Origin of the sequence: Aurantiacibacter gangjinensis (assembly GCF_001886695.1) — a bacterium.
GTDB lineage: Bacteria > Pseudomonadota > Alphaproteobacteria > Sphingomonadales > Sphingomonadaceae > Alteraurantiacibacter > Alteraurantiacibacter gangjinensis.
Map to the genome: position 1 here is coordinate 444604 of NZ_CP018097.1, position 25365 is coordinate 469968.

Consider the following 25365-nt stretch of genomic DNA (forward strand, 5'->3'; position numbering starts at 1 on the left):
AGTCTAAACCATTGCCTGCGTAATTCCCCGCATATGCAGGGGATAGAGCCTTTTTGCGCCATACGGCGCGTATTTACCTTCGTTTTCGCCATGTGCGCGGCGGCTATGCTGGCCATGCCGGTGGCCGCGCAGGATCACGGTCCCGGCGATGGGACGCAATGGAAGCTCGACCCATTCGCGCGCGTCGAACTCGGCATTGTCAGCGCCGAGAGCAGCGACCGCGAGGAGGAGCTAATCGTCAATGGCGATGGCGGCTTCCTGCGCGCGCAGGCCGGTGTCGAATTCGGCAATCACGATACGCAAATCCGCTTCGAGGCCGACCGTATCTTCGTTGAGCGTTTCGGCTCCGCTACCGGCCGCGACAGTTTCGACCGCGACCGCCTCACTGTCTCGCTCGACCAAAAGCTTGGCGAGGATTTCGAGGTCCAGCTGCGTGCCCGCGCCTATGACGACCTCGTCACCATCGAGAGCGCCGATACGGATGAGCGGCAGGCGGCCCTTCGGCTCGAATATGAGCCGGTTCTCGATCACCGCGCCCGCGTGCAGGTGACCTGGCGGGACCGCGAATATGACGATGGCCAGGGGCCGGACGGATCATCTTCGCAAGGCGACGGATGGCGCGTTGATGGCGAATACCGCCACCGCATTGGCCGCTACCACTATGTCAATTTCGACCTGCGCGCCGAGGAAATCAACTCCGACAACCCGCTGCGCAGCTATACTCGCGAGTCCGCTTCCGTCTCCTACACCCGCCCCATCACGCGGGACCTGCGCGTGCGGCCTGCGCTGGAAGTGCGCCATACGCGTTTCGAGGGACGAATCACGCCATCGGGCGATCCGCGCGAGGATACGCAGATCGTGCCCGAAGTGGAGCTACTCTATTGGCCCGGCGATTGGCGTATCGAGGCCGAGGCCAAATACATCTTCAGCGCTAGCAACGATCCGGTCCGCGACCGGCAGGGCTATCGCCTCAGCCTGACAGTCGGATATGTTTTCTGACCGGCTAGCATTCCTTAAAGAGGCGATCGCGCGCTCCACGCCGCAGATCAAACGGCCTGCCCTTATCGGCACGGCCGTTTTGTGCTCTCTCGGTGCGCTGGTGGCTGCCGGCCTCGTCAACACGACCAATCCGCTTTCGATGCCCTCGCAGCTGGGCGGGATCGCGGTGTCGCAGGCGGTATGGGGGCTTCGCCCGTCAAACCTCCTGATGGTGCTGCCCATCGGCAGCTTCCTGGTGGTTCTGGCGCGCAGCTTTATCGGCATGCGTGCCTTTGGCCTGTTTACCCCCATGCTGATCGCACTGGCTTTCCTGCAGATCGGCCCGATCTACGGCCCGCTGACGATGATCGCTGCCGTTACCGTTGGCATGATCGTGGCGCCCAGCCTGCTGAAGCTGCGCATGACCCGTGTGGGCTTTCTCGGCGTGCTGATTTCGCTCGTGGTGTTCGTGCTCGCGCTGCTCCAGATGGTGCTCGATACGCAGTTGCAGGTCGATGCCATGCCGGTGGTGGTGACCGCGCTGATTGTCGAGCGCTGGTGGCGCCAGTGGGAAAAGGACGGCTATTTCGATGCCGCCCGCATTGCCGCCAATACGATGGTGCTGGCGCTGGCAATCCAGTTCGTGATGGTCAGCCACTTTGCGCTGATGCTGATCGAGGTTTCGCCGCTTCTGCTGCCTGGCTTCTGCGCCATCGCGATCGCTATCCTGGGACGGTATCGTGGATTGCGCCTAACAGAAATTCCGCGCTTCATGCCGATCTGGTACGAAGGCTGGAAGCAAAAGATGCGTGTGGGCGAGACTGCCCCCGAGGCGGTCGACGAAGTGCTGAATGCCCGCGCCGCGATCGACCTGAACGCTGCTGAAGATGCGGCGATGGAAGCTGCTGCCGCTTTGGCCGATGATGGCAAGGCCGCCGAATTGGCGACGGGCCTTCCGCAGCCGGAAATCGCCATCGAAGATATGCCCGGCGAGCCCGCGGCATTGCCTGTGGACGCTGGAACGCCGCAGGATATCGAGCCGGCGATCGCTCGCGTGTCCGAACCCGAAACTGCCCGAGCCGCCACCACGGACTCCGCCACGCCCTCGCTGCGCCCCGTCGATTGGGACCGTGTGCGCGCCGAACTGAACCTGCCCCCTGAAAGACCAAGCCATGCTGAATCCCTTGAACCTGCTGCGGCGACCGAAGACGAGTCCCTTTCCGCGTTCTTCACACGACGGCGTATCGCGGATCGCCTCATTGAACCAGGGCTCCTTGGCTTCCTCGATGCCGGTCGATCAGATCCTGGGGATCAATATGCGCAACGCGCTGATCGCGAAGTACAATCCGCGCGAGGCGATCGAGCGGGCGCGCGACAAGGTGGCGGCCAAGGTCGCGCTAAACGCGCAGGGGATCGCGACGACGGGCACAATCTGCGTTATCTCAGAATATGGGGAGCTGATGCGGTTCGATCCGCATAAGGTCCTGCCCGATCAGTGGGCGATCAAGCCCGCGCGCGGATCGCAGGGCGACGGTATCCTGCTCTCGGTCGGCAAGAAGGATGGACACTGGCTGAAAGGCTCGGGCGCGCCGCTCACCACCGACTATGTGATGAACCACATCCGCCGCATCGTGGATGGCCAGTTCTCGGGCGACAGCGCAGCTGAAGATGCCGCGCTGATCGAGCCGCTGATCCAGGCAGACCCGCGCTTTTCCAGCATCGCCGATGGCGGCCTGCCGGATTTGCGGATGATCTGCCTCGGCACCGAACCGCTGATGGCGATGGCGCGCTTTCCCACCGACGAATCCGATGGGAAGGCGAACCTGCACCAGGGCGGGATCGGTGCCGGCATCAGGCTCGATACCGGCGTGATCCATCGCGCCATGCAGGGCAAGAAGGTGATGACCCACCATCCCGACACGGGCCGCCCCATCGTCGGCTACCAGATCCCGGGCTGGGATGTCTGTCTCGAACTGGCATCCAAATGCGGCAAGGCCATCGGGCTCGGATATTGCGGGGTCGATATCGTTCTCGACAGGAACGATGGGCCGCTGGTGATCGAAGTGAATGCCCATCCGGGCCTCGAGATCCAGAATACCAATCTGCACGGCCTCAAGGGCCTGATGGAATTGTGCGGTGAAAAACTCGGTTGACCGGCGCGCGTAGGGCGACACTTCGCTTGACGCTTCTGGCGCACGGGTGTTTGACGCCCGCGCGACACGCGACTCGTTGCGCGTGCAACTTTCTACCGGAGACCACCCGATGCGCATTGGCTGCCCACGTGAGATCAAGAACCGCGAATATCGCGTCGGCCTGACGCCGGAAAGCGCGAAGGAACTGGTTGCCAATGGGCACGACGTCTGGATCGAAAGCGGCGCCGGCGAAGGCATCGGCGCTTACGACGCGCAGTATAGCGATGCCGGCGCGAAAGTGATCGACGATGTCGAAAAGCTGTTCGCCGAGTGCGAAATGATCGTGAAGGTGAAAGAGCCGCAGGCGGGCGAGATCGCCATGCTGCGCGAAGGCCAGATCCTCTATACCTACCTGCACCTTGCACCCGACCCGGAACAGACCGCTGGCCTCGTCGCGTCCGGCTGTACCGCTATCGCCTATGAAACGGTCACCGGCCATCGCGGCGGGCTGCCGCTGCTCACGCCGATGAGCCAGGTCGCAGGCCGGATGAGTATCCAGGCGGGCGCGACGGCGCTGGAGAAAGCGCATGGCGGCCGCGGCGTGCTGCTGGGCGGCGTGCCGGGTGTGATGCCGGGCAAGGTCGTCATCATCGGCGGCGGCGTGGTCGGCTTCAACGCTGCGCAGATGGCAGCAGGGCTCGGCGCGGACACTATCATCATGGACCTCGACCCCGTGGTGCTGGAAAAGGTCGGCACCCATTTCGAGGCGCGCGCTTCCACCCGTTTCGCCAGCCGTGCGAACGTCGAAGAGGCGGTGTGCGAGGCCGATCTTGTCGTCGGCGCCGTGCTGGTGCCGGGCGCCGCCGCACCCAAGCTGGTGAGCCGCGACATGCTCAAATGCATGAAGCCGGGCGCAGTGCTGGTGGATGTCGCCATCGACCAGGGCGGTTGCTTCGAAACGAGCCGCCCCACCACGCATGACGACCCGACCTATGTGATCGACGACATCGTGCATTATTGCGTCGCCAACATGCCAGGCGCGGTCAGCCGCACCAGCACCTATGCGCTCAATAACGTGACGCTTCCGCATGCGCTGCGCATCGCCAATCTCGGATGGAAGGAAGCGATGCGCCGCGATCCGCATCTCGCGCAGGGGCTGAACGTGCATGCAGGCCGCGTGACCTACCCTGCGGTCGCGACCGAACTTGGCTATGACGAGCTGCCGATACTGGAAGCGATCGCCTGACCCCGGGACACGGCGCGAAATCTTGCCGCAGCGTTTACCGTAAAATCATAAGAGCGATTTACGGCATGGCCCATGGCGGTCCACCGTGCCCTGTTCCTGCTGGCTGCGCTTCTGTGCGCGCTAGGCCTTGTCGCTCCGGCCACAGTCGGGGCGCAAGAGCGTGCGGGCTCTACCTGCCATGCCTATTCCGATACTGCTTTGCCTTTCGAGGCCGCACTGCAGCAGCTGGAATGGTCTTGCGGAGACCGTGACTGGCAGGATGGCCGCGCCCACACCTATCTGCGGTTCGACACCAATGGTCACGGTGGCGCCGAGCTCGAATTGACCAGCAGGCTCACGGTCTTTCGCGGTTTGCTGATCGGGACCGTGGATCGGGACCGTGGATCGGGACGGGTCGATTTCGACGACGGCCTTCCGCCCGGACGATGCCGTCGCCGTGCCCGCGGGTCCGGCCTTCTCCGTTCCGGTGCCGAACCTGCAAATCGACACGGCAGCGGTGCTAGTGCGCATCGACAAACCCCATTCCGTGACCGTGGCTTCGGAAGCCCGGCTCACGCAAAATGCCGCTTTCGAGGATGGCGCGCTCGCCTCGACCATCTTCCTCGCAATGGTCGTGGGCATGCTGGCCATGCCGCTCTTGTTCGACACGATGTTCTTCATTGTCCTGCGCGAGAAGTTCGTGCTGCTTCATGCCGGCATGACGATAGCCATGGCGACCTATGTGATGACAGCGGGCGGGGTCATCTCGGCCTTCATCGCCCTTCCGATCGATGTGCTTGCGCGTATCCCTGCGCTTGTCTGGGCCATCGGCGTCGGTTTCGGCGCTTTGTTCATCGCAGGCTTTGTCGAAAAGGGAGTTTACAAAGATGGCGAGCGGAAACTGCTGAGGCTGCTGGCGGCGTGGACGATGATCGTACCCGGCTTCGCCGCGCTCCAGCTGGAGGCCACGCAAAGCTTCGACAACCAGCTCTACTTCTACGCTTTCATGCCGATCATTCCGGCCCTGGTCGCCATGATTGCGCTTGCCGTGTGGCGCGGCAGTCGCGGCGCGCGTTTTCTCGCAGTAGCCTGGACACCTGTGGTGCTCGCATCGATCGACCGCTTGCTCAAGGGCATGGGCGTCTATGCGGCATCCGATTCCATAGACCTATGGCTTTTCTTCGCCCTCGCATTCGAAGTGCTGGTGGTGGCCCTGGCCATCGCCGACCGGTTCCTTGCGCTGCGCCGCGAGAGGGACGTCGCACTGAGCGAGGCGCGCACACTGGAAGAACTCTCGGAGCGCGATGCGCTGACCGGACTTCTCAACCGCCGCGTCATCGAAGAGCGTTTCGAATTCCTGCGAGCCGAGGGCTTCACCACGCTCGCTTTGATCGACCTCGATCATTTCAAGGTGGTCAATGACGAGCATGGCCATCTGGCAGGCGACGCCGTGCTGAAATGCGTCGCGGCAGCGCTGCGCGGGGATGACGACAACATGCTCGCCTTCCGCATTGGCGGCGAGGAATTTGCCCTGTTGCTGCGCGGCGAGAACGGGCTGGAGCGCGCCGAGCAGCGGCGCATCGCCATCACGCCCAAGATCGCGGAAGTCCGGCCTGTTCCCGACATGATCACAGCTAGCATGGGGGTTGTCGAAGCGCCTGCGGATACGCTGAGCGACGCAAGCTTCGAAGCGCTCTACAGCCGCGCAGACAGGCTGCTTTATCAGGCCAAGGCATCGGGCCGCGACCGGACCATGGCCGAGCGGCTCAAAGTTTTCCGCCCGCGCCGTATGCAGGAACCGCGCAGGGCAGCCTAGAGCAGGTCCGCCGGAAGGAACGGCGCGGCAATCTCGTGCGTAATTCGCACCGGCTTGCCCTTGCCCAGATCGATCATCGCCCACAGCGATTGCGCCTGCACCAGCACGCGCCCGGCCTCATCCGCAAAACGGTAATGCCGCATGAAACGCGCGCCTTTCGGGCGGTCGCGAAGGGTTGTCACGCCGGTCACCCTTGCACCCTCGCCGACATTGCTACGAAAGTCGATCTCGTGCCGGGTGACGACCCAGCTATAGAGGTCACGGTGATGATCGCGCGCATCGCGTCGCCAGTGGCGCGCCGCCAGCTCCTCCATCCACTGCACCCAAACCGCATTGTTCACATGGCCATTGGCATCGATATGCGCCGCCTCGGCTGTGAAGACGTGGGTGAATTGGTGGCTCACTCGGTCAGGCCGAGCTGCCACAGTATGAAGGCGGCTTCCTCGGCCGTTTCACGCAGGCCTTCGAACCTGCCGGAGCGCCCGCCATGGCCTGCGCCCATATTGGTCTTCAGGAGCAGGATGTTGTCGTCGGTCCTGTATTCGCGCAGCTTGGCGACCCATTTCGCAGGCTCCCAATAGGTGACGCGCGGGTCATTGAGGCCGGCGGTCACCAGCATGGGCGGATAGTCCTGACGGCTCACCTGGTCGTAAGGCGAATAGCTCAGGATGTGAGTGAAAGCGGCCTTGCTCTCGATAGGATTGCCCCATTCCGGCCACTCGCCCGGGGTCAGCGGCAGGGTATCGTCGAGCATGGTGTTGAGCACATCGACGAACGGCACATGCGCCACAACCGCGCCATAAAGCTCCGGCGCCTGGTTGACGACCGCGCCCATCAGCTCACCGCCGGCAGAGCCGCCGCTCGCCGAGATCATGCCTTCCGATGTGTAGCCAAGTTCGATCAGCCCGCGCCCGACATCGACGAAATCGTTGAACGTGTTTGTCCGCTCTTCCATCTTGCCTTGCAGATACCAGTTGCGGCCCAGATCGTCGCCGCCGCGGATATGCGCGATGGCATAGGCGACGCCCCGATCAATGAGCGAGAAGCGCGTGGTCGAAAAGTTGGGCGGATAGGCAAAGCCGTATGCGCCATAGGCATACATGTGCAGCGCGCCGCCGGTCCGCTCGTTGATGGCGTCGCGGTCGGTGCGATAGACCAGCGTGGTCGGCACCATCGTGCCGTCGCGCGCGCGGATTTCCAGGCGTTCCACCGTGTAGAGCGAGGGGTCGAAGCCACTCGGGATTTCCTGGACCTTGAGCGTTTCCAGCTCTTGGCTGGCGACGTGGTAATCATACACCGTGTCGGGCGTAATCGGGCTTTCATAGCTCAGCCGCAGCCGGTCCATCGCCCATTCGGGATTGTTGCCGAGGCCCGCCGAATAGGATGCCTCCGGAAAGCTGATCGTCTCGATACGCGCGTCATCGTCGTAATAGCGCACCTGCACCTGGTCGAGCCCGGCAAGGCGGCCCTCCGTCACGTAGAAGTCGCGGAAAAGATCGAAATCGGTGAGGTAGAATTCGTCCGAACCGGCAATCTGCTCCGTCCAGACCTGTGTGTTGGTTATCGGGGCGGTGAACAGGCTGAAATTCACATGGTCGCGATTGCTCAGGATAAAGAGTGTGTCGCCGCGCATGTCGACGTCATATTCGACGCCGGTCTCGCGCGGACGCACGATCTGCAATTCGCTGAACGGATCCTGCGCGGACACGAAGCGCACTTCGCTCGTCTCGTTATCGCCTGCCGAAATGATCAGCCATTCGCGGTTGGAGGAAAGCGCGGGTTGCGCGGTGAAGCCCAGCTGTTCCTCGTGATAGAGGAGCACCTGGCTATCCGCAGGCCGGCCGATGCTGTGGGTGTAGATGCGGTCGACGCGCCAATTCTCGTTCGCCCGGCCGAATACCAGCATGGTGTCGCTGGCAGTCCAGATCAGCCCGGAATTGACGTTCTCGATACGGTCGGGAAGCAGCTCTCCGGTCTCGAGATCCTTGATGAAGACGGTGTAGAATTCGCCGCCGGTCGTGTCAGTCGAGTAAGCGAGATAGCGACCGTTCTCGCTAACCGACATCGCGCCGAGGCTGAAATATTCGAGGCCGTCTGCCAGCGCCGGACCATCGAGGATCAGCTCGCGCTCATCGCTGCCTGCCGGACGGCGGTAGTATTTGCGGTACTGGCCGCCTTCTTCGAATTCGGACCAGTATTCGTAATCGCCATCGCGCTGAGGAACGGTGGAATCGTCTTCCTTGATGCGGCCGCGCATCTCGGCGAACAATTCGTTCACCAGCGCCTGCTGCGGGGCCATCTGCGCTTCGAAATAGGCGTTTTCGGCGCGCACGTAATCGAGCACGTCCTCATCATCGATCGTCGGATAGCTTTCGTCGCGCAGCCAGTTCCACGGATCGGAGATGGTGATGCCGTGATGCGTGTATGTGTGCTCGCGCTGCTCGGCGCGCGGCGGCTGGATACTGGTGTCGTAATTCACTTGGTCGCTTTCATCTGTCTGGGCGATGCCGGGCGACGCGGTCGCGACAATGGCCAACGCGGCTATGGCGGTGTTTCGAAGCAATTTCATTCTGGCTCACCCGTCTCGGTTTGCGTGCCGGACGTGCGTAACGCCTCACCGAGCCCGCGCAAACGGGAAATGCCAAAGATGTGCGGTTAATGGTCCAGTTTGGACATCGGCACAGCGCATTCGACAGCCAGCTGGGCCATAGCGGCGGGGTCGGCCGCCTGCTTGCCCGCATCTATCACGCGTTGCAGCGCGAAACCGAAGGCTGCCGGGCGTTGCTGCAGCGGCACCTCATACGTATCCAACGCTTCGGCGCAGGGGCCTTTCGCTACTTCGACCAAGCGCGCGGGTCGCTCGCTGATGCTCATGCCGGGCACGTCTCGGGGGCACGCCGAATTCGGGCGTGCCGACGGTCGAAGCCACATGACCCATCGCTTGTTCGACCATTTGCGCAGAGACATTCCCGCCCGCATCCTGCGCCGCGCCCAGCGCAAGGCTCAAAAGCGATGCGGGATTTTCCCAAAGGTAGAAATTCGGCGCATCCTCGTAATAGTAGGTCTGCCCGTCCGCACCTTCCATCACGTAAAAGCCTGCGTCTTCCAGCGTCTTGCCTTGCTGCTTCACCGCATCGAAGGCAGCTTGCAGGCAGGCTGCGCCGCCACAGCTGGCAAGAGCTGCCACAAGGCTGTCGACATGCACGCCCCGCTCGTCATTCATCATACGCAGCGACAGATCGAACAGTATGCGTCCTGCCATCTGCGCGCGCTGGTGCGGCTTATCCGCCTCCTCCCGGTCAAGCAGTTCCAGGACATGGCGATGCCCGTCCGGAACGCCCGGTCGCGCCTTCACATTTGCAGCGGTGGTGCCTTTTCGACCAAAAACCATATATGCTCCCCAATCGCGCGAAGCGTATAGACTGGAGTCCTTGGATTTCGGTCAATGCGAGTCGCCGAAAACTTGTACTGGAACAGACGGATACACTCATGCTGATGCACACCCACGAAGCCCGCCTCGATGCCCTGAGAAAGGAGCTGGCGAAGCGCGATCTCGATGGCTTCGTGGTGCCGATCAGTGACGAGCACTTGTCCGAATATGTGGGTGCCTATGCCCAGCGGCTGGCATGGCTGACGGGCTTCGGCGGCAGCGCAGGCAGCGCGGCGGTGCTGGCGCACACCGCGGCGATGTTTGTGGACGGGCGCTACACGCTACAGGTGCGCGAGCAGGTGTCTGGCGAGCTCTACGAATGCAAATCCGTGCCGGACGATTCCATGGCGGACTGGCTGGCCGGGAATGTGCAGGAAGGCGCGCGCATCGGGTTCGACCCGTGGCTGCATACGCGCGGCTGGGCAAAGGCGGTCGGCAAGAAGCTGGAAGCGGTCGGCGCGCAGCTTGTGCCGACCGATGGCAATCCCATCGATGCCGTATGGGAAGACCAGCCCGAGCGCAGCATGGCCCCCGCTTTCGTGCAGGACGAGGCCAATGCTGGCCGCTCCAGCGCGGAGAAGCGCGGCGAGATTGCCGAGTGGCTGAAAGCCGAGAAGCTGGATGCCGTCGTCATCAGCGCGCTCGACTCCGTTGCATGGACACTCAACATTCGCGGCGCGGATGTCGACCATACGCCCGTAGCACTATCCTACCTGATGGTGCAGGCAGACGGCACGGCGGATTGGTTCATCGCGCCCGAGAAAGTGCCCGGCGACGTGGCGCAGGCGCTGGGCAATGCGGTGCGTATCCGTTCAAACGACGAGTTTTCCGCCGCCTTCGCGGAACTGGCAGGCAAGCGCGTCGCCTCGGACCCGGCGCGCAACGTCGCCGCCATTTTCGAGCGGCTGAACGAAGTGGGTGCCGAAATCGTCAGTACGGACGATCCCGTGGTATTGCCCAAGGCAATCAAGAACGCCGCTGAACAGCAGGGCCACCGCGACGCGCAGCACCGCGATGCGGCGGCCATCGCCAAGTTCCTGCACTGGCTGAGCGTCGAAGCGCCGACCGGCAGCGTCGACGAACTCTCCGCCGTTGACCGGCTCGCCGATTTCCGCCGCGAGAGTGACCTGCTGCGCGATCTCTCCTTCGACACGATTTCTGGCGCAGGGCCGAACGGTGCCAGCCCGCATTACCGCGTGGACGAAGACAGCAATCGCCAGCTGGAGCCGAACAGCGTCTACCTCGTCGATAGCGGCGGGCAATATCCCGACGGCACGACCGATATTACCCGCACCATCTGGGTGGGGCCGGACAGCCCGCCCGACGAGGTTTGCGACCGCTTCACCCGTGTGCTGAAGGGCCACATTGCACTCGATGTGCAGACTTTCCCACCGGGCACGCCGGGCAGCGCGCTCGATGGTTTTGCCCGGCAACATCTGTGGATGGCGGGCCTCGATTACGCGCATGGCACCGGACACGGCGTCGGTAGCTTCCTCGGCGTGCATGAAGGGCCGCAGCGCATCGCCAAGCCGCGCGGCGCGCAAAGCGGCACGGACCAGCCGCTCATGGCCGGGATGATCCTCTCCAACGAGCCCGGCTATTACAAGGCGGGCGAATACGGCATCCGCATCGAGAACCTGGTGCTCGTCGAAGAACGGCAGATCGAAGGCGGTGAAGGCGAATGGCTCGGTTTCGAGACGCTGACATTCGCGCCGATCGATCGCACTCTGGTAAGGCGCGAGCTGCTGTCCGAAGCGGAGATTGCATGGTGGAACGGCTATCACGCCAAGGTGCGCGACATCATCGCACCGCAGGTGGATGGCGATGTGCTGGCCTGGCTTGAGCAGGCGTGCGAACCGCTTTGATAACAGGCGTGTGAACGTCTTGGCCGCAGCGCGACAAATTGCGACAAATCATCCCGTATCTGGCAAATCTCTGCGACATCGCGCCCATAGAAGGGCAGGCAAGAGTAACGGGGCGTTTGCATCGTGATCCGGTCCCCCCTTCAAGCGGACGCCTCGTTGCTCTAACCACTGAGTTGGAGAAAACGAGATGACCAAGACACTCACCCTTGCCCTGGCCGCTGCCGGGCTGACAGTCAGCGGCGCTGCCGTCGCGCAGGAACGCGGCGGCGACATCACCCGCGCCGAGGCGGAAGCCCGCGCGGCCGAGCGGTTCGAACGCATGGATGCCAACAATGACGGCGTGCTGAGCGAAGAAGACCGCGAAGCCCGCGAACGCGAACGCTTCGCCGAAGCCGATACCAATGGCGATGGCCAGCTGAGCTTCGCCGAGATGCAGTCCGCCCGCGAAGACCGACTCTCCCAGCGGCAGGAGCGCATGGCCGAGCGAGGCGATCGCCGAGGTGGCCGGATGGCCCGTCGTGGTGGTCGCGGCGGCGGCGAGGGCGCGATGATGCAGCGCGCCGATAGCAATGGCGATGGCGCCATTTCGCAGGCCGAGTTCACCACCGCCATGCTTACCCGGTTCGACCGTGTCGATGCCAATGGCGACGGCGTGGTGACGGCGGATGAGCGCCGCACCCAGCGGCAGCAACGTCGCGGCGGTCGCACCGGACGCCGATGAGCGAAACACCGGTCCATCTGTTGCTCGTCGATGACGAGCCGACCTTGCGCGAACCCCTGGCCGACTACCTGTCGCGCCAGGGGTTTACCGTTACCGAGGCGGAAAGCGCGGCCAAGGCGCGCACGGCCTTGCAGGACCATGCGCCAGATCTTGCGCTGCTCGACATCATGATGCCGGGCGAGGACGGGTTGTCGCTGTGCCGCCACCTGGTGGAGGCGAAGGACATTCCTGTCATCCTTCTTACCGCGAAAGGCGAAGCGACGGACCGCATAGTCGGGCTGGAAATCGGCGCGGACGATTACGTCGTCAAACCCTTCGAACCGCGCGAACTGGTGGCGCGCATCCGGTCCGTGTTGCGGCGGGCATCCAGAGGCGCTGCGCCCGCTGCCGAGGAAGACGCGCTGTACGAATTCGACGGCTGGCAGCTCGATCCGCTGAAGCGCCGCCTGACCGACCCTGAAGGAACGGTCGTGCCGATTTCTTCTGCCGAGTTCCGCCTGCTGATCGCTCTGCTCGACCATCCCCGACAGGTGATGGACCGCGACCGACTGCTCGATCTGGTACAGGGGCGCGAGGCGCATCTGTTCGACCGTGCGGTCGATAATCAGGTCAGCCGTCTGCGCCGCAAGATCGAAACCGATAGCCGCGATCCCAAGCTGATCCAGACGGTGTGGGGCGGTGGTTATCGGCTCGCTTGCGACGTGAAACGCCGCGCGCCTCCACAGGATGCCAGCGAAGGCTGACAGGCTTCGATGATGCTGCGCCTCTACCCCAGAAGCCTGCACGGCCAGATGCTGCTCGCCGTGGCGCTGGCATTGCTGGTGGCTCAGGTGATTGCGGGCGTGCTGATCCTGCGCGCCGACCGCGAAAGGGCGGAGGCGAGACTGGTCGATACTCTGGCTTTCCAATTGCTTGCACCGCCAGCCGAGATCGAGCGAGCAGGACGACCCGGCAGGAACATCCGCGATGGCCGCGTGCGTGCCCGGCTCGAGCAGCTGTTGCAGAACCCCGATGCGATTGCCCAATGGCGCGACCCGCTGCGTGAGCAGCGCCTGGCCTCTCTTCTAGAGAGTCGCGGCTTTGCTCCCGGCAACCTTGTTGTCGTCACCCGCCCCCCGCCGCCGCGTGCGCAGCAGGCGTTTGCGCTGCCGGAGACCGAGCTGGCCGGCGCGAGGTGGGTCATCGCCGGGCGGCAAACGGCGAACGGTCGCTGGAGCATTGCGCGCACACCCGAGCCACGCCGCGGCGATGGCCCGCTACGCGCGATGATTTTCCAGTCGCTGGTTCTCTACGCAGTCCTTGTCGGCGGGCTTGCCCTGCTGCTGCGGCGCATTACCCGTCCGCTGGCGCAGCTGACTCGGCGCGTCGAGAACTTCAGCGGCAGCGGCACGCCGCCTGCTCCGATGGAGCCGGTCGGCCCCGACGACACCCGCCGCCTGATCGCGGCGCATAATGCGATGGAGCAGCGCATCGCCGCCTTGCTGGACGAGAAAGACGTGATGCTCGGCGCAATCGGGCATGACCTCAAGACGCCGCTGGCCGCGCTGCGCGTGCGGATCGAAAATGTCGAAAACGATGCCGAACGTGCCAAGATGGCTGCCGGCATCGAAGACATCACCAGTTCGCTCGACGACATCCTCTCGCTCGCCCGCGTCGGAAGGCCCAGCGATCCGCTGGAAAAAACGGACCTGTCTGCGCTCGTTGCCTCGGTCGTGGCGGAATATGAAGACATGGGCCGCAATGTCGCGCTGGGCGAGACGCCGCGTATCGTGATGGACCTTCGCTCCACATGGCTGCGCCGGGCCTTACGTAATCTTATCTCCAACGCCCTTCGCTATGGCAACCAAGCCCGTGTCTCCCTGTCGCGCGAAGGGGAGACAGCCATCATCCGCATAGCCGATAAGGGCCCCGGCATTCCGGACGACCAGATCGCCGCCATGCTGGAGCCGTTCACCCGCGGCGAGGCTTCGCGCAACCGGGCGACCGGCGGGGCCGGTCTCGGCCTCACGCTGGCCCGTGCCATCGCCGAGCAGCACGGCGGTTCGCTGCACCTGGCCAACCGCATCGACGAAGACGGGCGTGTGGCCGGACTGCTGGCGGAATTGCGGCTGCCGGTCGGCGAGAACGGCTAGCGCGATTTCCAGTAAGCGAAAGCGCGCTTTTGCAGCGTCGCCACGAAACGCTGTGCTTGCGCCCCGGTCCATTCGCCTTTGTAATCCTCGCGCCCGGTCCACCAGCCCTGCCCCGGCAGGCCGTCGCTTTCGCGCACGACCAGCACGGCCAGTTCCGGCTCTCCGGCAGCGCGCGCATCGGTATCGACCGCGTCCAGCGTCTTGCACAGCGCGCGCATCTTCGGCCTTGTGAAGCGGAAGCCGAGCTTGCCCAGCGCTTCGGAATAGCTGAGCGCGTGGCCCGCGCGCGCCGCGTCCAGCATCATCGCCCGGATGCGTGGCACATCGTAAAGCGCGCTCCAGTCAGCATCGTCGGAAAGCCCGCTCGCGGCGAGAAACTCTCCCAGGGAGCCATCGGGAGAGCGCGCCATATCAGCGCATCAGCCCGCCGATAATGTTGCGCACGAACGCGGTCGCGCCGGTGCGCAGCGGATTGGCGCGGCTGCGCCGACCCATGGCCGCGCCAACGGCAATCGAGGTAAGCGAACCGGCAGCGGCGCGCGCGGCGGCCTTGCCTGCCTTGCTCCAGATATTGGGCGATTTGCGCTCTTGCTTGCGCACTTCCTCTTCGCCCTTTTCTTCGACTTCCTTGGCGGTCGCTTCCGCATCGACGGCTTTCTGCGCCAGCACTTCGGCGGCACTCTCACGGTCGACGCGCTCGTCATATTTGCCCTCATGCGGGCTAATCGACTGGATGATCGCGCGCTCCTTGGCCGTCAGCGGGCCGAGGCGGCTGCGCGGAGGCTTGACGAGCGTACGCTGCGTCACCGTGGGCGCACCGTCCTCGTCCAGCGTGGAGACCAGCGCTTCACCGACACGTAGCTGCGTCATCACCTCGGCAATATCGAGACCCGGGTTCTCGCGGAAATTGGCCGCCGCCGCGCGGATCGCCTTGCGGTCGTTGGCGGTGAACGCGCGCAAAGCGTGCTGCACGCGGCTGCCAAGCTGGCCGGCGATCTCGTCGGGAATATCCGCCGGGTTCTGTGTCACGAAAAAAACGCCGACGCCCTTCGACCGGATAAGCCGGACCACCCGCTCGATCGTCTCTTCCAGCGCCTTGGGCGCATCGTCGAATAGCAGGTGAGCCTCGTCGAAGAAGAACACCAGCTGGGGCTTCTCCGGGTCGCCGACTTCGGGCAGCGTTTCGAACAGTTCGGCCAGCAGCCACAGCAGGAAGGTGGCGTAGAGCTTGGGGCTGCGCATCAGCCTGTCCGCCGCCAGCACGTTGACGACGCCGCGCCCCTGCTCATTCACAGTCAGGAAGTCGGCGATTTCTAGCGCAGGCTCACCGAAGAAATTGTCCGCGCCCTGGCTTTCGAAACTGAGCAATTGGCGCTGGATCGCGCCGACCGATTGCTTCGACACATTGCCGTATTCGCCCGAAAGCTCCTTCGAATTGTCATAGGCCCATTCCAGCATGGCGCGCAGGTCTTCGAAATCGAGAAGCAGCAGCTGGTTCTCGTCGGCATGGCGGAAAACGATCTGCAGCACGCCTTCCTGCGTATCGTTCAGGTCCAGCAGGCGCGAGAGCAGCAAGGGCCCCATCTCGGACACCGTGGTGCGGATCGGGTGCCCCTGCTCGCCATACAGGTCCCAGAACACGGCCGGATTGTCGGAATAGGCATAGTCTTCCATGCCCAATTCCCTAGCGCGCCCTTCCAGCTTGTCGGCATGCTTGAACGTGGGGGAGCCCGGCATGGCAATACCCGACAAATCCCCTTTCACATCGGCGACGAATACCGGGACGCCCTGCGCGGAGAAACTCTCGGCCATACCCTGCAACGTCACGGTCTTGCCGGTGCCGGTCGCGCCCGCGATCAGGCCGTGGCGGTTGGCGCGCGACAGGTCCAGCGCCTGGCGGTTACCGGCAAGGTCGTTGCCCAGAAAGATATCGGCCATGGCTGCCCCTCGAAATTCGCGTGTTGCGGTTAGTTTGCGCGGAAACTAGAGCCACGACGATGGATGGCAAGTCCCCCTTCGTATTGCTCGACGATGCGCGTGAGAGCGGCGCGAGCGATGCGCAGTATTTTACCGGTCCGAGCCAGGTTTTCGTGGCGCGCCGTCCCGGGGATGTGGAGCGCGTTCTGGCACAGGCGGAAGCCGCGCGCTCGGAGAGCGGCAAGCATCTGGCTGGCTACATCGCTTATGAAGCAGGCCTTGCGCTGGAAGAGCGGTTGCAAGGGCTTGCAGCGAAGCGTTCCGGGGGTGACGGGCCGCTGGTCTGGCTGGGCCTGTTCGACGCGCCCGGGACCATTCCTGCCGCCGACATGCCGGACTGGCTGGCCGCGCGTGCCGGCGGGCGGGCGAGCATCGGCCCGCTCGATCCGCAAATCTCGACCGGCGCCTATCTCGATGCCTTCGACCGCCTGCAGGAGGCGATCCGCGCGGGCGATATCTACCAGGCCAATCTCACTTTCCCGCTGGCCGGACCGGCGCGTGGGCACCCTGCCGCGATCTATGCCGCAATCCGCCCGGATGCGGCGGCGGGCTATGGCGGACTGATCTTCGACGGGTCGGACTGGCTGCTATCCTTCAGCCCCGAACTGTTCGTGTCGCTTAAGGGCAAGAGCGCGCGGGTCAAGCCGATGAAAGGCACGCGGCCGCGCGCTGCCGATGCGGCGCAGGACCGCGCCATGGCGGAAGAGCTGGCACATTCCGCCAAGGACAAGGCCGAGAACCTGATGATCGTCGACCTGATGCGCAATGATCTTTCCCGCGTGGCCGAGCCGGGCAGCGTGCAGGTCGAGGCGCCCTTCGCGGTAGAGAGCTATCCCACGGTGCACCAGATGGTCAGCACCGTCCACGCCACGCTGGCGGAAGGCAAAGGCGCGATGGACATGGTGCGCGCGCTGTTTCCCTGCGGCTCCATCACCGGCACGCCCAAGATCCGCGCCATGGAACTGATCGCCGAAGTCGAACGCGATCCGCGCGGCCCATATTGCGGCGCAATCGGACGCATCGATCCCAATGGCCATGCCGCGTTCAATGTCGCCATCCGCACCATCCGCCTGACGCCGGGCGAGAACGAGCGCCACAAGGCGGTACTCGGTGTGGGCGGAGCGATCGTGGCCGATAGCGACGGCATGGAGGAATGGCGCGAGTGTCTCGTCAAAGGTGCATTCGTGCGCGGCGCTGCGGGCGGGCACGACCTGATCGAGACGATGCGCTTTTCCGCCGTGGACGGCATGCCGCTGCTGGAACTGCATCTGGAGCGCATGAAGGAAAGCGCTGCGGCGCTGGGCTTTGCTTTCGACCGGCATGAAACGCGCAACCGTATCCAGGCGCTCTGCTTCGAGCTTGAAAAGGACGCAAAGCTGCGGCTGCTCCTCTCTCGCTCCGGCGCGACGTCGCTCGAAGCGCATCCCATGCCCGACGCTTTGACGGAGCCTGTGCGGTGTATCGCCTTGCCGCACCCGACCGTACCGCATGACTGGCGCTTGCGGCACAAGAGCACCGACCGGCACTTCTATGACGATGCGCTGTCCGTCGCGCGCGACGCCGGAACCGAGGAGGCCCTGCTGGTGCGGGAGGACGGCCTGCTGACCGAAGGCTGCTGGACCAACATCTTCATCAAGCGCGACGACATACTGTTGACCCCGCCGCTTGCACTGGGCTTGCTGCCGGGCGTGTTGCGCCGCTCGCTGATCGAGGATGGCCGAGCGCGTGAGGCGGAACTCAGGCTTGAAGATCTGGCGGATGGCTTCTTTATCGGGAACGCCCTGCGTGGGCTGCTGCCTGCCGCGCTGATTTGAACGACCGCCCCGAGCGTGTAAGGGGCTGGGGTGACTCACATTCCCATCCTCTTCGAAGACGGCGAAGCGCTCGTCATCGACAAGCCTGCCGGCCTTCCCATCGAGACGCCGCGCAAGGGCGGACCTGCGCTCACCGACCATCTCGATAGCTTGCGCCTCGGCTTCCAGCGCCAGCCCGTGCCGGTGCACAGGCTCGATACCGATACGTCGGGCTGCCTGCTGCTCGCGCGCAATCCCAAGGCGCTCAAACGCTTCAACCGGGCCTTCGAGGAAAAGGCCGTTACCAAGACCTATCTCGGCATTGTGGCCGGGCCGGTGGAGGGTGAAGAAGGCACGATCGACATCGCGCTCGCCAAGGTCAGCAGCGAGGCGCGCGGCTGGCGGATGATACCGGCGAAGAAGGGCAAGCCCTCCATCACGCACTGGACCAAGCGGGCCGAACTGCCCGGCGGGCTGACGCTGGTGGAGTTTCGCCCCGAAACAGGTCGCACGCACCAGATCCGCGTTCATGCGGAGCACACCTTCAAACGCTCGCTGCTGGGCGATCCGGTCTATGGCCACAAGGATGCGCGGGTCGGCCGCACCATGCTTCATGCCAGCGCGCTGGTAATCACGCGCGAGGGCAAGCCGGACATTACTGCCGAGGCACCGCTCCCGGCAGACTTCGCGGGCCTTGGGGCCGAATAATGGGCGACATCCTCGATAAGGCGAATGCCCTTGCCGAGGAGAGCTTTATCGCCGCGTCGGGCCCGGGCGGACAAAACGTCAACAAGGTGGCGACCGCGGTGCAGCTGCGCGTCAACATCTACGCTCTAGGCCTGCCGCCGCGCGTCTTCCACCGGCTGAAGGACCTGGCCGGCAACCGCCTCAACATCGCGGGCGAAATCGTGATCGATGCGCGCAATCACCGTACGCAGGAAGCGAATCGGCGCGAGGCGCGCGAAAGGCTCGCCCAGCTAATCGAAGATGCGCTGAAAGAGCCGAAGAAACGCGCCCGTACCCGCGTCAATCGCGTCGGCAAGACCAAGCGGCTCGCCAGCAAGAAGGCGCGCGGGGAGAAAAAGGCGCTGCGCGGCAAGATCGAGATGTAGCAGGCGCGGCTCGTCACGCTTGACTTTTCCCCGATTCTCTCCCATTGGCGCGCCCTTGAAGGGCGGCGCGCTGCGTCGCCTGTATTTTTTCCGGACCGCTATGGTCCCTCACCAGTTTTCGAAGGCAAGACCATGGCGAAGCCCGCAACCATCAAGATCCGTCTTAACTCGACCGCGGATACCGGCCACTTCTATGTGACCAAGAAGAACCCGCGCAACCACACCGAGAAGTTCGTCTTCCGCAAGTACGACCCGATCGCGAAGAAGCACGTCGAGTACAAGGAAGGCAAGATCAAGTAAGCCGGCTTGGCCGCGCCCACTGATCGCCGGATTTGCTGAATGGCGGGAACCACCGCAATTCAGTGACGGTTCAAAGCTCCGCCACTATTGGCATGGAGTATGACCACCGTGAAAAATCTTTTCCGCAAGCCCGTGACCGCCGCAATCGTCGGCTCGCTGGCGCTTGCCGTCCCCGCATCGCTGGCCGTGCCCGCGCAGACAGCCATTGCGCAGTCGCAGACGGACCAGCTCGACCGTGCGACCCGCGCCCTGCGCGCCATCACCACGATGCGCGCCGATTTCACGCAGACAGACCGCGCCGGCAATGTCGTTGCCGGAGAGCTGACGCTGAAGAACCCGGGCAAGATCCGCTTCGAATATAGCGACGATGTCAACATGCTCGTCGTCTCCAACGGGCGTTCGCTGACACTGGTGGATTACGACGTGAACCAGGTCGAACGCTGGCCGATCAGCGACTCGCCGCTTGGCGCACTGCTCGATCCGAACCGCGACATGCGCCGCTATGGCCGTGTGGTCGAAGCGCGCAGCGGCGCCATCAGCATCGAAGTCGCCGACCCCTCGCGCCCCGAATTCGGGACCATCCGCCTGATTTTCGTCGAAAGCGGCGGAGCGCCCGGTGGTCTGGAACTGACAAGCTGGGTAGCGCTGGATGCACAAAACGAGCGCACGACCGTGCGCTTGCGCAATCATCGTTATGGCATGAGCGTTTCCGATAGCGAATTCCGCTATCGCGATCCGCGCCGTTCCACTCGTCGCCCCGGCTGATCGGGCAGCCGCCCAGCGGTTGTATATTTACGACAAAACGCGCGCGAAATTCATTGGCGGGACAGGGAAATAGGCGTAATTTCTTAATCATAGATACGCGGTGAGGCGGGTTTCCCCCCTGTTGCTCGATCCTCGAAAGCCTGCGTGTCTTGTGAAGCGTGACGAACGCTCAATAGGAACCCCTGTCGCATATGCCCCCGCGACAGGGGTTTTTATGTGCTCGTAATCCGGGCGCGATGACAGGCCACATCCATGCCATGCCGCGATGTCGTGTCCTACCGGCACTGGACCGGGCGAGGATGGCCCCCTAGATGCTTCGGCCATGGTTTCTGTCGCGTCCTGGAATATCAACTCCGTCCGCCTGCGCATGCCCATTGTGGCGCGCTACCTGAAAGAGCACGCGCCCGACGTGCTGTGCCTTCAGGAGATCAAATGTCAGGAGGACCAGTTCCCCTACAAGGCCTTCGCCGAACTGGGGTACGAGCACACTGCGGTGCATGGGCAAAAGGGCTATCACGGCGTTGCCACGGTCAGCCGCGTGCCGATCCAAGAATTTTCGCGCCATGACTGGCAGGACAATGGCGAGGCGCGCCATGTCGGCGTGGAACTGCCCGAGCATGACGGCATGATCGTCGAGAATGTCTACGTGCCCGCAGGCGGCGACATTCCCGACCGCGAGCAGAACGTGAAGTTTGGCCAGAAACTCGATTTCCTCGAGCGCATGACACGCTGGGCCGACACGGTGGACCGGCCCACGCTGATCGTCGGCGATTTCAACATCGCGCCGCTCGAAAGCGATGTGTGGAGCCACAAGCAGCTGCTGAAAGTCGTCAGCCATACGCCCGTCGAAGTCGAAAGCCTGCAGCGCTTCATGGATGCGCATGGGTGGGACGACATCGGCCGCCAGCATATTCCCGATCCGGAGCGCTATTACAGCTGGTGGAGCTATCGCTCGAAAGACTGGAAAGTGAACGATCGCGGGCGGCGGCTCGATCATATGTGGGCGTCACCCGAACTGGCAAAGCAGGCGACCGCGCACAGCGTGCTGGAGGAAGCGCGCGACTGGGAAAAGCCGAGCGACCACGTGCCGCTGCTGACGGAGTTCGACATCTGAGCGAGCTCGATGCCTCCGCTGCGCAGCGCCGCGTGGCGCAGGCCGTGGATGCGCTGCGCCATGGCTGGCCGATCCGCATCGGCGATACGCCGGTGCTGCTGCCGGTCGAAACGGCGTCGGGCGATGCAGCATCCGACCACCTGTTGGTTTCCGCCGCGCGCGCGCAGACGCTTAAGCTGGCGAACCAGCGCGATGCGGCGGACGGGCATTCGCCGGTGCTGATGCGCGCAGCCGATGCGCTGGACCTCGCCGCCGCCCTGCCGGTCGCCGATCCGGCGCTCGATCCGGTCAACCCGCTGAAAGGTCCGTTCCGCGCGGAGCCGCTGGCGTGGTTGCACGCAGCCGAAACCGCGATGGAACTGGCACGCATCGCCGGGATCCTGCCCGCCTTTCTCGTCGATCCGGCATCCGGTGACGCGCCGGTCATGTTGCAGCCGGACGATCTCGAGCTCTGGGCCGATCCGGCGAATCTACGCATTGCCACGCGCGCGCGCCTCCCCATTGCTGCGGAGGAGGAGGCTGAAATCATCGCCTTCCGCTCACCCGGCGACATGCGCGAGCATGTCGCGCTGGTCCTCGGCCATCGCACAAGCGAGCGTGTGCCGCTGGTGCGGCTGCATTCCGAATGCCTCACGGGCGACATTTTCGGCAGCCTCAAATGCGATTGCGGACCGCAGCTCGACGCGGCCCTTGCCGCCATGTCGGCCGAGGCAAGCAAGGGTGGATGGGGCGTGCTCCTCTACATGCGGCAGGAAGGGCGCGGCATCGGCATCATCAACAAGCTGCGCGCCTATCGCTTGCAGGATGAAGGTTTCGATACGCTGGAAGCTAACCGCCGCCTCGGCCTGCCCGAAGAAGCGCGCGATTTTCCGCTCGCCGCGCGCATGCTCTATCTGATGGGCGTGGGTGACGTACGGCTGATGACCAACAATCTGGAAAAGGTCGTGGCGCTGGAGGATGCCGGCGTGCGCGTAAGCGAACGGGTGCCGCACGAACTGCCCGCCAATCCGCACAACCGCCGCTATCTCGATACCAAGCGCGACCGCGCCGGGCACTTGCTGGCCTAGCCGGCCCAGCGCCCCAGCGACTGGCCCATGCGCACGCTGTCGCCAGCCTTCAGCGAGCCGTCCCATGTGAGTTTGCCCGGCTCGAACAGCAGCACGACAGTCGAGCCGAGGAAGAAGCGGCCCATCTCCGCACCCGCTGCCAGCGTTCGCTCGCCATCGGCAAAGTCGCGGCGGATGACTTCCGGGTGATGCGTTTCGGTGCGGCCCTGCCACACCGTCTCGATCCCGGCGACGATCATCGCGCCCACCATTACGCTGGCGAATTGCCCGTGAGCCCCGCCATCGAATTGGCAGGCCAGCCGTTCATTACGCGCAAACAGCCCGTCAACATTCTCCGCCGTCACCGTATTCACGCTGAACAGGTCGCCCGGAACATAGACGGTCGACTGCAGATCGCCGTCGGCAGGCATGTGGACGCGGTGATAGTCTTTCGGCGAGAGGTAGATCGTGGCGAAATGTCCGCCCGCAAAGCGCGCCGCAGCGGCATCATCGCCGCCGAGCAGCTGTGCAGCGGTGAAATGCCTGCCTTTCGCCTGGAAGATCCTGCCATCCTCGATCCGGCCAATCTGGCTGATGGCACCGTCCGCCGGACTGAGCACGTTGTCGCGCGCATCGGCGAGCGGGCGCGCGCCCGGCTTCAGCTCCCGCATGAAGAAATCGTTGAAGCTCGCATAAGCCTCGATGGGCCGCGCCGCCTCGCTCATATCGACATCGTATGATGCGATGAAACGGCGGATCAACCGATCCTTCAGCCATGGCTTTTGCGAACCAGCAAACCGGCCAGCGAAGCGCGACACGGCATGGTGAGGGACGATTTTCTGGAAGGCGATGAATGGCTTGGACATTGGCGGGCCTTAGCGCAGCTGGCTGTCTTTGGAACCTCTGCGATTGATGGCCGAATGGCGCACTGCGGAATCGCGGCCCGATTGGCAGGGCACGCAGGTGCGCACACCGGGCACGGCCATGCGGCGCTTCTCCGGAATGTCCTCTCCGCAAATATCGCAAAATTCGGCGCTTTCGCCCCGGGGCAACCGTGCGCGGGCCGCGGCCACCGCGTCACTCACCGTATCGTCGATCTGATCCTGCACCGCGCCATCGCGCGACCATCCGCCTGCCATTGCATCGCTCCTTGCCCAGATAACGGGCGAAGACAGCGGCGCGTTCCGGCCTAGCGGCAGAGCCTGCGATAGCGCGCCCGTTCGCGCTCCGCCGCGGCATCGGACACCAGCCAGCTATTGGCTCGGGCGCAATTCAACGCGTTTTCCCATTCCGGGCCAGACGGACGCTCGATCACGCCTGTATCGAGGTTCAGCGTGACTTCGATACCGCCGTCGCGCATGGCCCGCTGCATGTCGCCATCCCGGTCGGGCTTGAGGACGGATATGATGGCGCGGCGCGTCCCCGGCTCGATCCGCGGCGCCTCACCCCACCAACGCAGCGTTGCAGCGGTGCGCGGCAAACCGGCGATGTAGTCTTCGGGCAGGATGTCGGTCAGCGCATGGCGCGCGATCACCGCGCCCTCGCCATCATAGACGACGAGCGTGTTGTAGCCAAAGCCTGCAGATGCATAATCGTCTACCGTCAGCAGCCGCTGGCCATCGTCGGTGACGAGAACCCAGTTCGGCGCTTCCACGTTAAGCAGGCGGATCGTGCGGGAATTGCCGCGATAATCGCCGAAAACACGCTCCACGATCGCGCGGGCGGCTGGCGTGCAATCGGCTTCTCCGGGCGCGCATGACAACATCGTGGGTATGACGGTGACGACAACCTGCCCATTGGCGGAGCGATACTCCTGCACCGAAGGGGGCATGAAGCTGTCGGCCAGGGCCGGCGCGCCGAGCGCGATGGCAGCTGCGGCAATCGTCAATGAGAGGCGGCGAAACATGACATCAAAATGCCGCCAAGTGGCTTTCCCGATTCTGAACGCCGTTATCGCACTTCGTAGCGGGTCAGGCGGCTATCGAGCGTGTTTTCGCCCACACCGCCCATGTCGCCGGACCAGTCGGCCACGAATACCGAATTGCGGTCTACGCCGGTAGCGAAGCGGGCATCGTTACCGGTGACGTTGAGGCCGGAGCTGTCGCGCGTACGCCCTTCGGCGGCCACCGCGATGAAGGCGGAGTAATTCTCCTTGTCGGCCCCTTGCACGAACCAGTTATTGCTGATCTGGCCCGACGCGCCGCCGGGCAGGTCGATCATGTAATTGGTGCCGCGCCCCGCCGCATCGTCGAAGCTGGAAGAGGCGATGTCGACGCGCGCGGCGCGCGATTTGACGTAATGCCCGCCTCGCCCTTCCTCGAAACGGGATCGGGTGATGCGGACATGGCCGTAATCGCCGGTATAGACCGAGTGGGCGCAGCCACCATGGCCCTCGCACGTGCCCAGACGCGTGAAGGTGGACCGGTCGATGACCAACTGGCCGGAAGGGTCCTGCGCCGTCAGGATGCCCTGCTGGCTATCGCGGAACCAGCTTTCGGCGATGGTCAGATTGCCGCGTTCCAGCCGGATGCCGGCCCCGTTGAAATCGGGCACGCGCATGTTCTGGAAGATGATCCCGGCGACTTCCGCACTGCGTCCGCGCAGCACGAGCGCGGCCTTGCCCTCGCAGGTCACGCCATCAAAAATCACGCTACCGGGTTCGGTCGCAAGGAAGGACACTTCGCCTGCGCCCTGCACAGCGCATTGCTCGTACCGGCCCGGCGCGATGGCAATTGTGCCGCGCGCATCGCCGATGGCATCGACCGCATCTTGCAGGCGGGTAAAGCGCTGGTCCGTTTCCACCACCGTGAACGGGGCGGCGCGCTCCTGCGCGAACAGCGCCGCTACCGGGATCGCTGCCACGGCCAAAGCCGATATCGCGCCGATCAACCGGATTGGAAGGCGGGCGGCGTGCGGGCGTACGGATTGCGTCATCATGGACGCTAGCCGTAGCCGCGAA

25 protein-coding genes and 1 pseudogene are annotated in these 25365 nt (G+C 64.1%); 16 read left to right on the forward strand and 10 right to left on the reverse strand.

The window, feature by feature from the left end; genetic code table 11:
- Positions 1–90: 90 nt before the first annotated feature.
- From BMF35_RS02215 to BMF35_RS02235, 5 genes and pseudogenes are all read left to right on the forward strand, one after another.
- On the forward strand, positions 91–999 hold the full coding sequence (locus tag BMF35_RS02215) for a porin family protein (protein ID WP_156172104.1): 909 nt from the start codon (positions 91–93) through the stop codon (positions 997–999).
- 208 nt (positions 1000–1207) lie between these two features.
- A pseudogene (locus tag BMF35_RS13825) lies at positions 1208–1744 on the forward strand (7TM domain-containing protein); the annotation flags it as partial.
- A 550-nt stretch (positions 1745–2294) separates the two neighbouring features.
- Entirely contained in the window at positions 2295–3131 is an 837-nt protein-coding gene (locus BMF35_RS02225; RefSeq protein WP_071961159.1) for a sugar-transfer associated ATP-grasp domain-containing protein, read from the forward strand.
- Positions 3132–3240: 109 nt separating this feature from the next.
- The gene (ald, locus tag BMF35_RS02230) at positions 3241–4356 is read left to right on the forward strand and encodes an alanine dehydrogenase (RefSeq protein ID WP_047006737.1); all 1116 of its coding nucleotides are present in this window, start codon (positions 3241–3243) and stop codon (positions 4354–4356) included.
- Positions 4357–4735: 379 nt separating this feature from the next.
- Positions 4736–6151: a sensor domain-containing diguanylate cyclase gene (locus BMF35_RS02235; RefSeq protein ID WP_052766022.1), complete on the forward strand. Its 1416-nt coding sequence runs from the start codon at positions 4736–4738 to the stop codon at positions 6149–6151.
- Here the strand turns inward: BMF35_RS02235 and BMF35_RS02240 are convergent.
- From BMF35_RS02240 to BMF35_RS02250, 4 genes are all read right to left on the reverse strand, one after another.
- Positions 6148–6555, reverse strand: a complete 408-nt coding sequence (locus BMF35_RS02240) for an acyl-CoA thioesterase (RefSeq protein ID WP_047006739.1) — start codon at positions 6553–6555, stop codon at positions 6148–6150. The two genes, BMF35_RS02235 and BMF35_RS02240, sit on opposite strands and share 4 nt — an antisense overlap.
- The gene (locus BMF35_RS02245) at positions 6552–8720 is read right to left on the reverse strand and encodes a S9 family peptidase (RefSeq protein ID WP_047006740.1); all 2169 of its coding nucleotides are present in this window, start codon (positions 8718–8720) and stop codon (positions 6552–6554) included. Before BMF35_RS02245 ends, BMF35_RS02240 begins: the two co-directional genes overlap by 4 nt.
- An 86-nt stretch (positions 8721–8806) precedes the next feature.
- Positions 8807–8962 (reverse strand): hypothetical protein, encoded by a 156-nt coding sequence (locus BMF35_RS13515; protein ID WP_156172105.1) that lies wholly within the window; start codon positions 8960–8962, stop codon positions 8807–8809.
- Complete coding sequence (locus BMF35_RS02250) at positions 8949–9542, reverse strand: hypothetical protein (RefSeq protein ID WP_047006741.1); 594 nt, start codon at positions 9540–9542, stop codon at positions 8949–8951. Before BMF35_RS02250 ends, BMF35_RS13515 begins: the two co-directional genes overlap by 14 nt.
- Before the next feature lie 98 nt (positions 9543–9640).
- On the opposite strand from BMF35_RS02250, the gene BMF35_RS02255 reads away from it, so the two are divergent.
- The 4 genes from BMF35_RS02255 (at position 9641) to BMF35_RS02270 (ending at position 14299) form a co-directional block, all read left to right on the forward strand.
- Positions 9641–11446, forward strand: a complete 1806-nt coding sequence (locus BMF35_RS02255; RefSeq protein WP_047006742.1) for an aminopeptidase P family protein — start codon at positions 9641–9643, stop codon at positions 11444–11446.
- 187 nt (positions 11447–11633) lie between these two features.
- Positions 11634–12167 (forward strand): EF-hand domain-containing protein, encoded by a 534-nt coding sequence (locus tag BMF35_RS02260; protein ID WP_047006743.1) that lies wholly within the window; start codon positions 11634–11636, stop codon positions 12165–12167.
- Positions 12164–12910, forward strand: coding sequence for a response regulator (locus tag BMF35_RS02265; RefSeq protein ID WP_047006744.1), 747 nt, complete (start codon positions 12164–12166; stop codon positions 12908–12910). Before BMF35_RS02260 ends, BMF35_RS02265 begins: the two co-directional genes overlap by 4 nt.
- A 9-nt stretch (positions 12911–12919) precedes the next feature.
- Complete coding sequence (locus BMF35_RS02270; RefSeq protein ID WP_335622564.1) at positions 12920–14299, forward strand: sensor histidine kinase; 1380 nt, start codon at positions 12920–12922, stop codon at positions 14297–14299.
- Here the strand turns inward: BMF35_RS02270 and BMF35_RS02275 are convergent.
- Positions 14296–14709 carry a hypothetical protein gene (locus tag BMF35_RS02275; protein ID WP_047006745.1) on the reverse strand — a complete coding sequence of 138 codons (414 nt, stop codon included), beginning with the start codon at positions 14707–14709 and terminating at the stop codon, positions 14296–14298. The two genes, BMF35_RS02270 and BMF35_RS02275, sit on opposite strands and share 4 nt — an antisense overlap.
- A gap of 1 nt (position 14710) precedes the next feature.
- Entirely contained in the window at positions 14711–16237 is a 1527-nt protein-coding gene (locus BMF35_RS02280; protein WP_047006746.1) for a helicase HerA-like domain-containing protein, read from the reverse strand.
- A gap of 59 nt (positions 16238–16296) precedes the next feature.
- Here BMF35_RS02280 and pabB point away from each other — a divergent pair, with 59 nt between their 5' ends.
- The 7 genes from pabB (at position 16297) to ribA (ending at position 22427) form a co-directional block, all read left to right on the forward strand.
- Positions 16297–18090 carry an aminodeoxychorismate synthase component I gene (pabB, locus tag BMF35_RS02285; protein WP_047006747.1) on the forward strand — a complete coding sequence of 598 codons (1794 nt, stop codon included), beginning with the start codon at positions 16297–16299 and terminating at the stop codon, positions 18088–18090.
- Positions 18091–18120: 30 nt separating this feature from the next.
- Entirely contained in the window at positions 18121–18777 is a 657-nt protein-coding gene (locus tag BMF35_RS02290) for an RluA family pseudouridine synthase (RefSeq protein WP_047006748.1), read from the forward strand.
- Positions 18777–19181 carry an alternative ribosome rescue aminoacyl-tRNA hydrolase ArfB gene (gene arfB, locus BMF35_RS02295; protein WP_047006749.1) on the forward strand — a complete coding sequence of 135 codons (405 nt, stop codon included), beginning with the start codon at positions 18777–18779 and terminating at the stop codon, positions 19179–19181. Before BMF35_RS02290 ends, arfB begins: the two co-directional genes overlap by 1 nt.
- Positions 19182–19313: 132 nt before the next feature.
- The gene (rpmG, locus tag BMF35_RS02300; RefSeq protein ID WP_047006750.1) at positions 19314–19481 is read left to right on the forward strand and encodes a 50S ribosomal protein L33; all 168 of its coding nucleotides are present in this window, start codon (positions 19314–19316) and stop codon (positions 19479–19481) included.
- 99 nt (positions 19482–19580) lie between these two features.
- The gene (locus BMF35_RS02305; RefSeq protein WP_047006751.1) at positions 19581–20246 is read left to right on the forward strand and encodes a LolA family protein; all 666 of its coding nucleotides are present in this window, start codon (positions 19581–19583) and stop codon (positions 20244–20246) included.
- A gap of 322 nt (positions 20247–20568) precedes the next feature.
- Positions 20569–21360 carry an exodeoxyribonuclease III gene (gene xth / locus BMF35_RS02310; RefSeq protein ID WP_047006752.1) on the forward strand — a complete coding sequence of 264 codons (792 nt, stop codon included), beginning with the start codon at positions 20569–20571 and terminating at the stop codon, positions 21358–21360.
- A gap of 32 nt (positions 21361–21392) precedes the next feature.
- The gene (gene ribA, locus BMF35_RS02315; RefSeq protein WP_156172106.1) at positions 21393–22427 is read left to right on the forward strand and encodes a GTP cyclohydrolase II; all 1035 of its coding nucleotides are present in this window, start codon (positions 21393–21395) and stop codon (positions 22425–22427) included.
- Here the strand turns inward: ribA and asd are convergent.
- From asd to BMF35_RS02335, 4 genes are all read right to left on the reverse strand, one after another.
- Positions 22424–23272, reverse strand: a complete 849-nt coding sequence (asd, locus tag BMF35_RS02320) for an archaetidylserine decarboxylase (protein WP_047006753.1) — start codon at positions 23270–23272, stop codon at positions 22424–22426. The genes ribA and asd overlap by 4 nt on opposite strands.
- 9 nt (positions 23273–23281) lie before the next feature.
- Positions 23282–23545 (reverse strand): DksA/TraR family C4-type zinc finger protein, encoded by a 264-nt coding sequence (locus BMF35_RS02325; protein WP_047006754.1) that lies wholly within the window; start codon positions 23543–23545, stop codon positions 23282–23284.
- A 50-nt stretch (positions 23546–23595) separates the two neighbouring features.
- On the reverse strand, positions 23596–24294 hold the full coding sequence (locus BMF35_RS02330) for a hypothetical protein (protein ID WP_156172107.1): 699 nt from the start codon (positions 24292–24294) through the stop codon (positions 23596–23598).
- Positions 24295–24356: 62 nt separating this feature from the next.
- Positions 24357–25340 (reverse strand): right-handed parallel beta-helix repeat-containing protein, encoded by a 984-nt coding sequence (locus BMF35_RS02335; protein WP_047007519.1) that lies wholly within the window; start codon positions 25338–25340, stop codon positions 24357–24359.
- Positions 25341–25365 lie beyond the last annotated feature (25 nt).

Excerpts from the sequence above, each read along its gene's own strand:
- BMF35_RS02265 (WP_047006744.1), top strand. The coding sequence starts at position 12,164 with ATGAGCGAAACACCGGTCCATCTGTTGCTCGTCGATGACGAGCCGACC.
- rpmG (WP_047006750.1), top strand. The coding sequence starts at position 19,314 with ATGGCGAAGCCCGCAACCATCAAGATCCGTCTTAACTCGACCGCGGAT.
- BMF35_RS02250 (WP_047006741.1), bottom strand. The coding sequence starts at position 9,542 with ATGGTTTTTGGTCGAAAAGGCACCACCGCTGCAAATGTGAAGGCGCGA.
- pabB (WP_047006747.1), top strand. The coding sequence starts at position 16,297 with ATGGATGGCAAGTCCCCCTTCGTATTGCTCGACGATGCGCGTGAGAGC.
- ald (WP_047006737.1), top strand. The coding sequence starts at position 3,241 with ATGCGCATTGGCTGCCCACGTGAGATCAAGAACCGCGAATATCGCGTC.
- xth (WP_047006752.1), top strand. The coding sequence starts at position 20,569 with ATGGTTTCTGTCGCGTCCTGGAATATCAACTCCGTCCGCCTGCGCATG.
- BMF35_RS02280 (WP_047006746.1), bottom strand. The coding sequence starts at position 16,237 with ATGGCCGATATCTTTCTGGGCAACGACCTTGCCGGTAACCGCCAGGCG.
- BMF35_RS02325 (WP_047006754.1), bottom strand. The coding sequence starts at position 23,545 with ATGGCAGGCGGATGGTCGCGCGATGGCGCGGTGCAGGATCAGATCGAC.
- BMF35_RS02255 (WP_047006742.1), top strand. The coding sequence starts at position 9,641 with ATGCTGATGCACACCCACGAAGCCCGCCTCGATGCCCTGAGAAAGGAG.
- asd (WP_047006753.1), bottom strand. The coding sequence starts at position 23,272 with ATGTCCAAGCCATTCATCGCCTTCCAGAAAATCGTCCCTCACCATGCC.
- BMF35_RS02215 (WP_156172104.1), top strand. The coding sequence starts at position 91 with ATGTGCGCGGCGGCTATGCTGGCCATGCCGGTGGCCGCGCAGGATCAC.
- BMF35_RS02335 (WP_047007519.1), bottom strand. The coding sequence starts at position 25,340 with ATGACGCAATCCGTACGCCCGCACGCCGCCCGCCTTCCAATCCGGTTG.
- BMF35_RS02225 (WP_071961159.1), top strand. The coding sequence starts at position 2,295 with ATGCGCAACGCGCTGATCGCGAAGTACAATCCGCGCGAGGCGATCGAG.
- BMF35_RS02260 (WP_047006743.1), top strand. The coding sequence starts at position 11,634 with ATGACCAAGACACTCACCCTTGCCCTGGCCGCTGCCGGGCTGACAGTC.
- BMF35_RS02270 (WP_335622564.1), top strand. The coding sequence starts at position 12,920 with ATGATGCTGCGCCTCTACCCCAGAAGCCTGCACGGCCAGATGCTGCTC.
- arfB (WP_047006749.1), top strand. The coding sequence starts at position 18,777 with ATGGGCGACATCCTCGATAAGGCGAATGCCCTTGCCGAGGAGAGCTTT.
- BMF35_RS02275 (WP_047006745.1), bottom strand. The coding sequence starts at position 14,709 with ATGGCGCGCTCTCCCGATGGCTCCCTGGGAGAGTTTCTCGCCGCGAGC.
- BMF35_RS02245 (WP_047006740.1), bottom strand. The coding sequence starts at position 8,720 with ATGAAATTGCTTCGAAACACCGCCATAGCCGCGTTGGCCATTGTCGCG.
- BMF35_RS02305 (WP_047006751.1), top strand. The coding sequence starts at position 19,581 with ATGACCACCGTGAAAAATCTTTTCCGCAAGCCCGTGACCGCCGCAATC.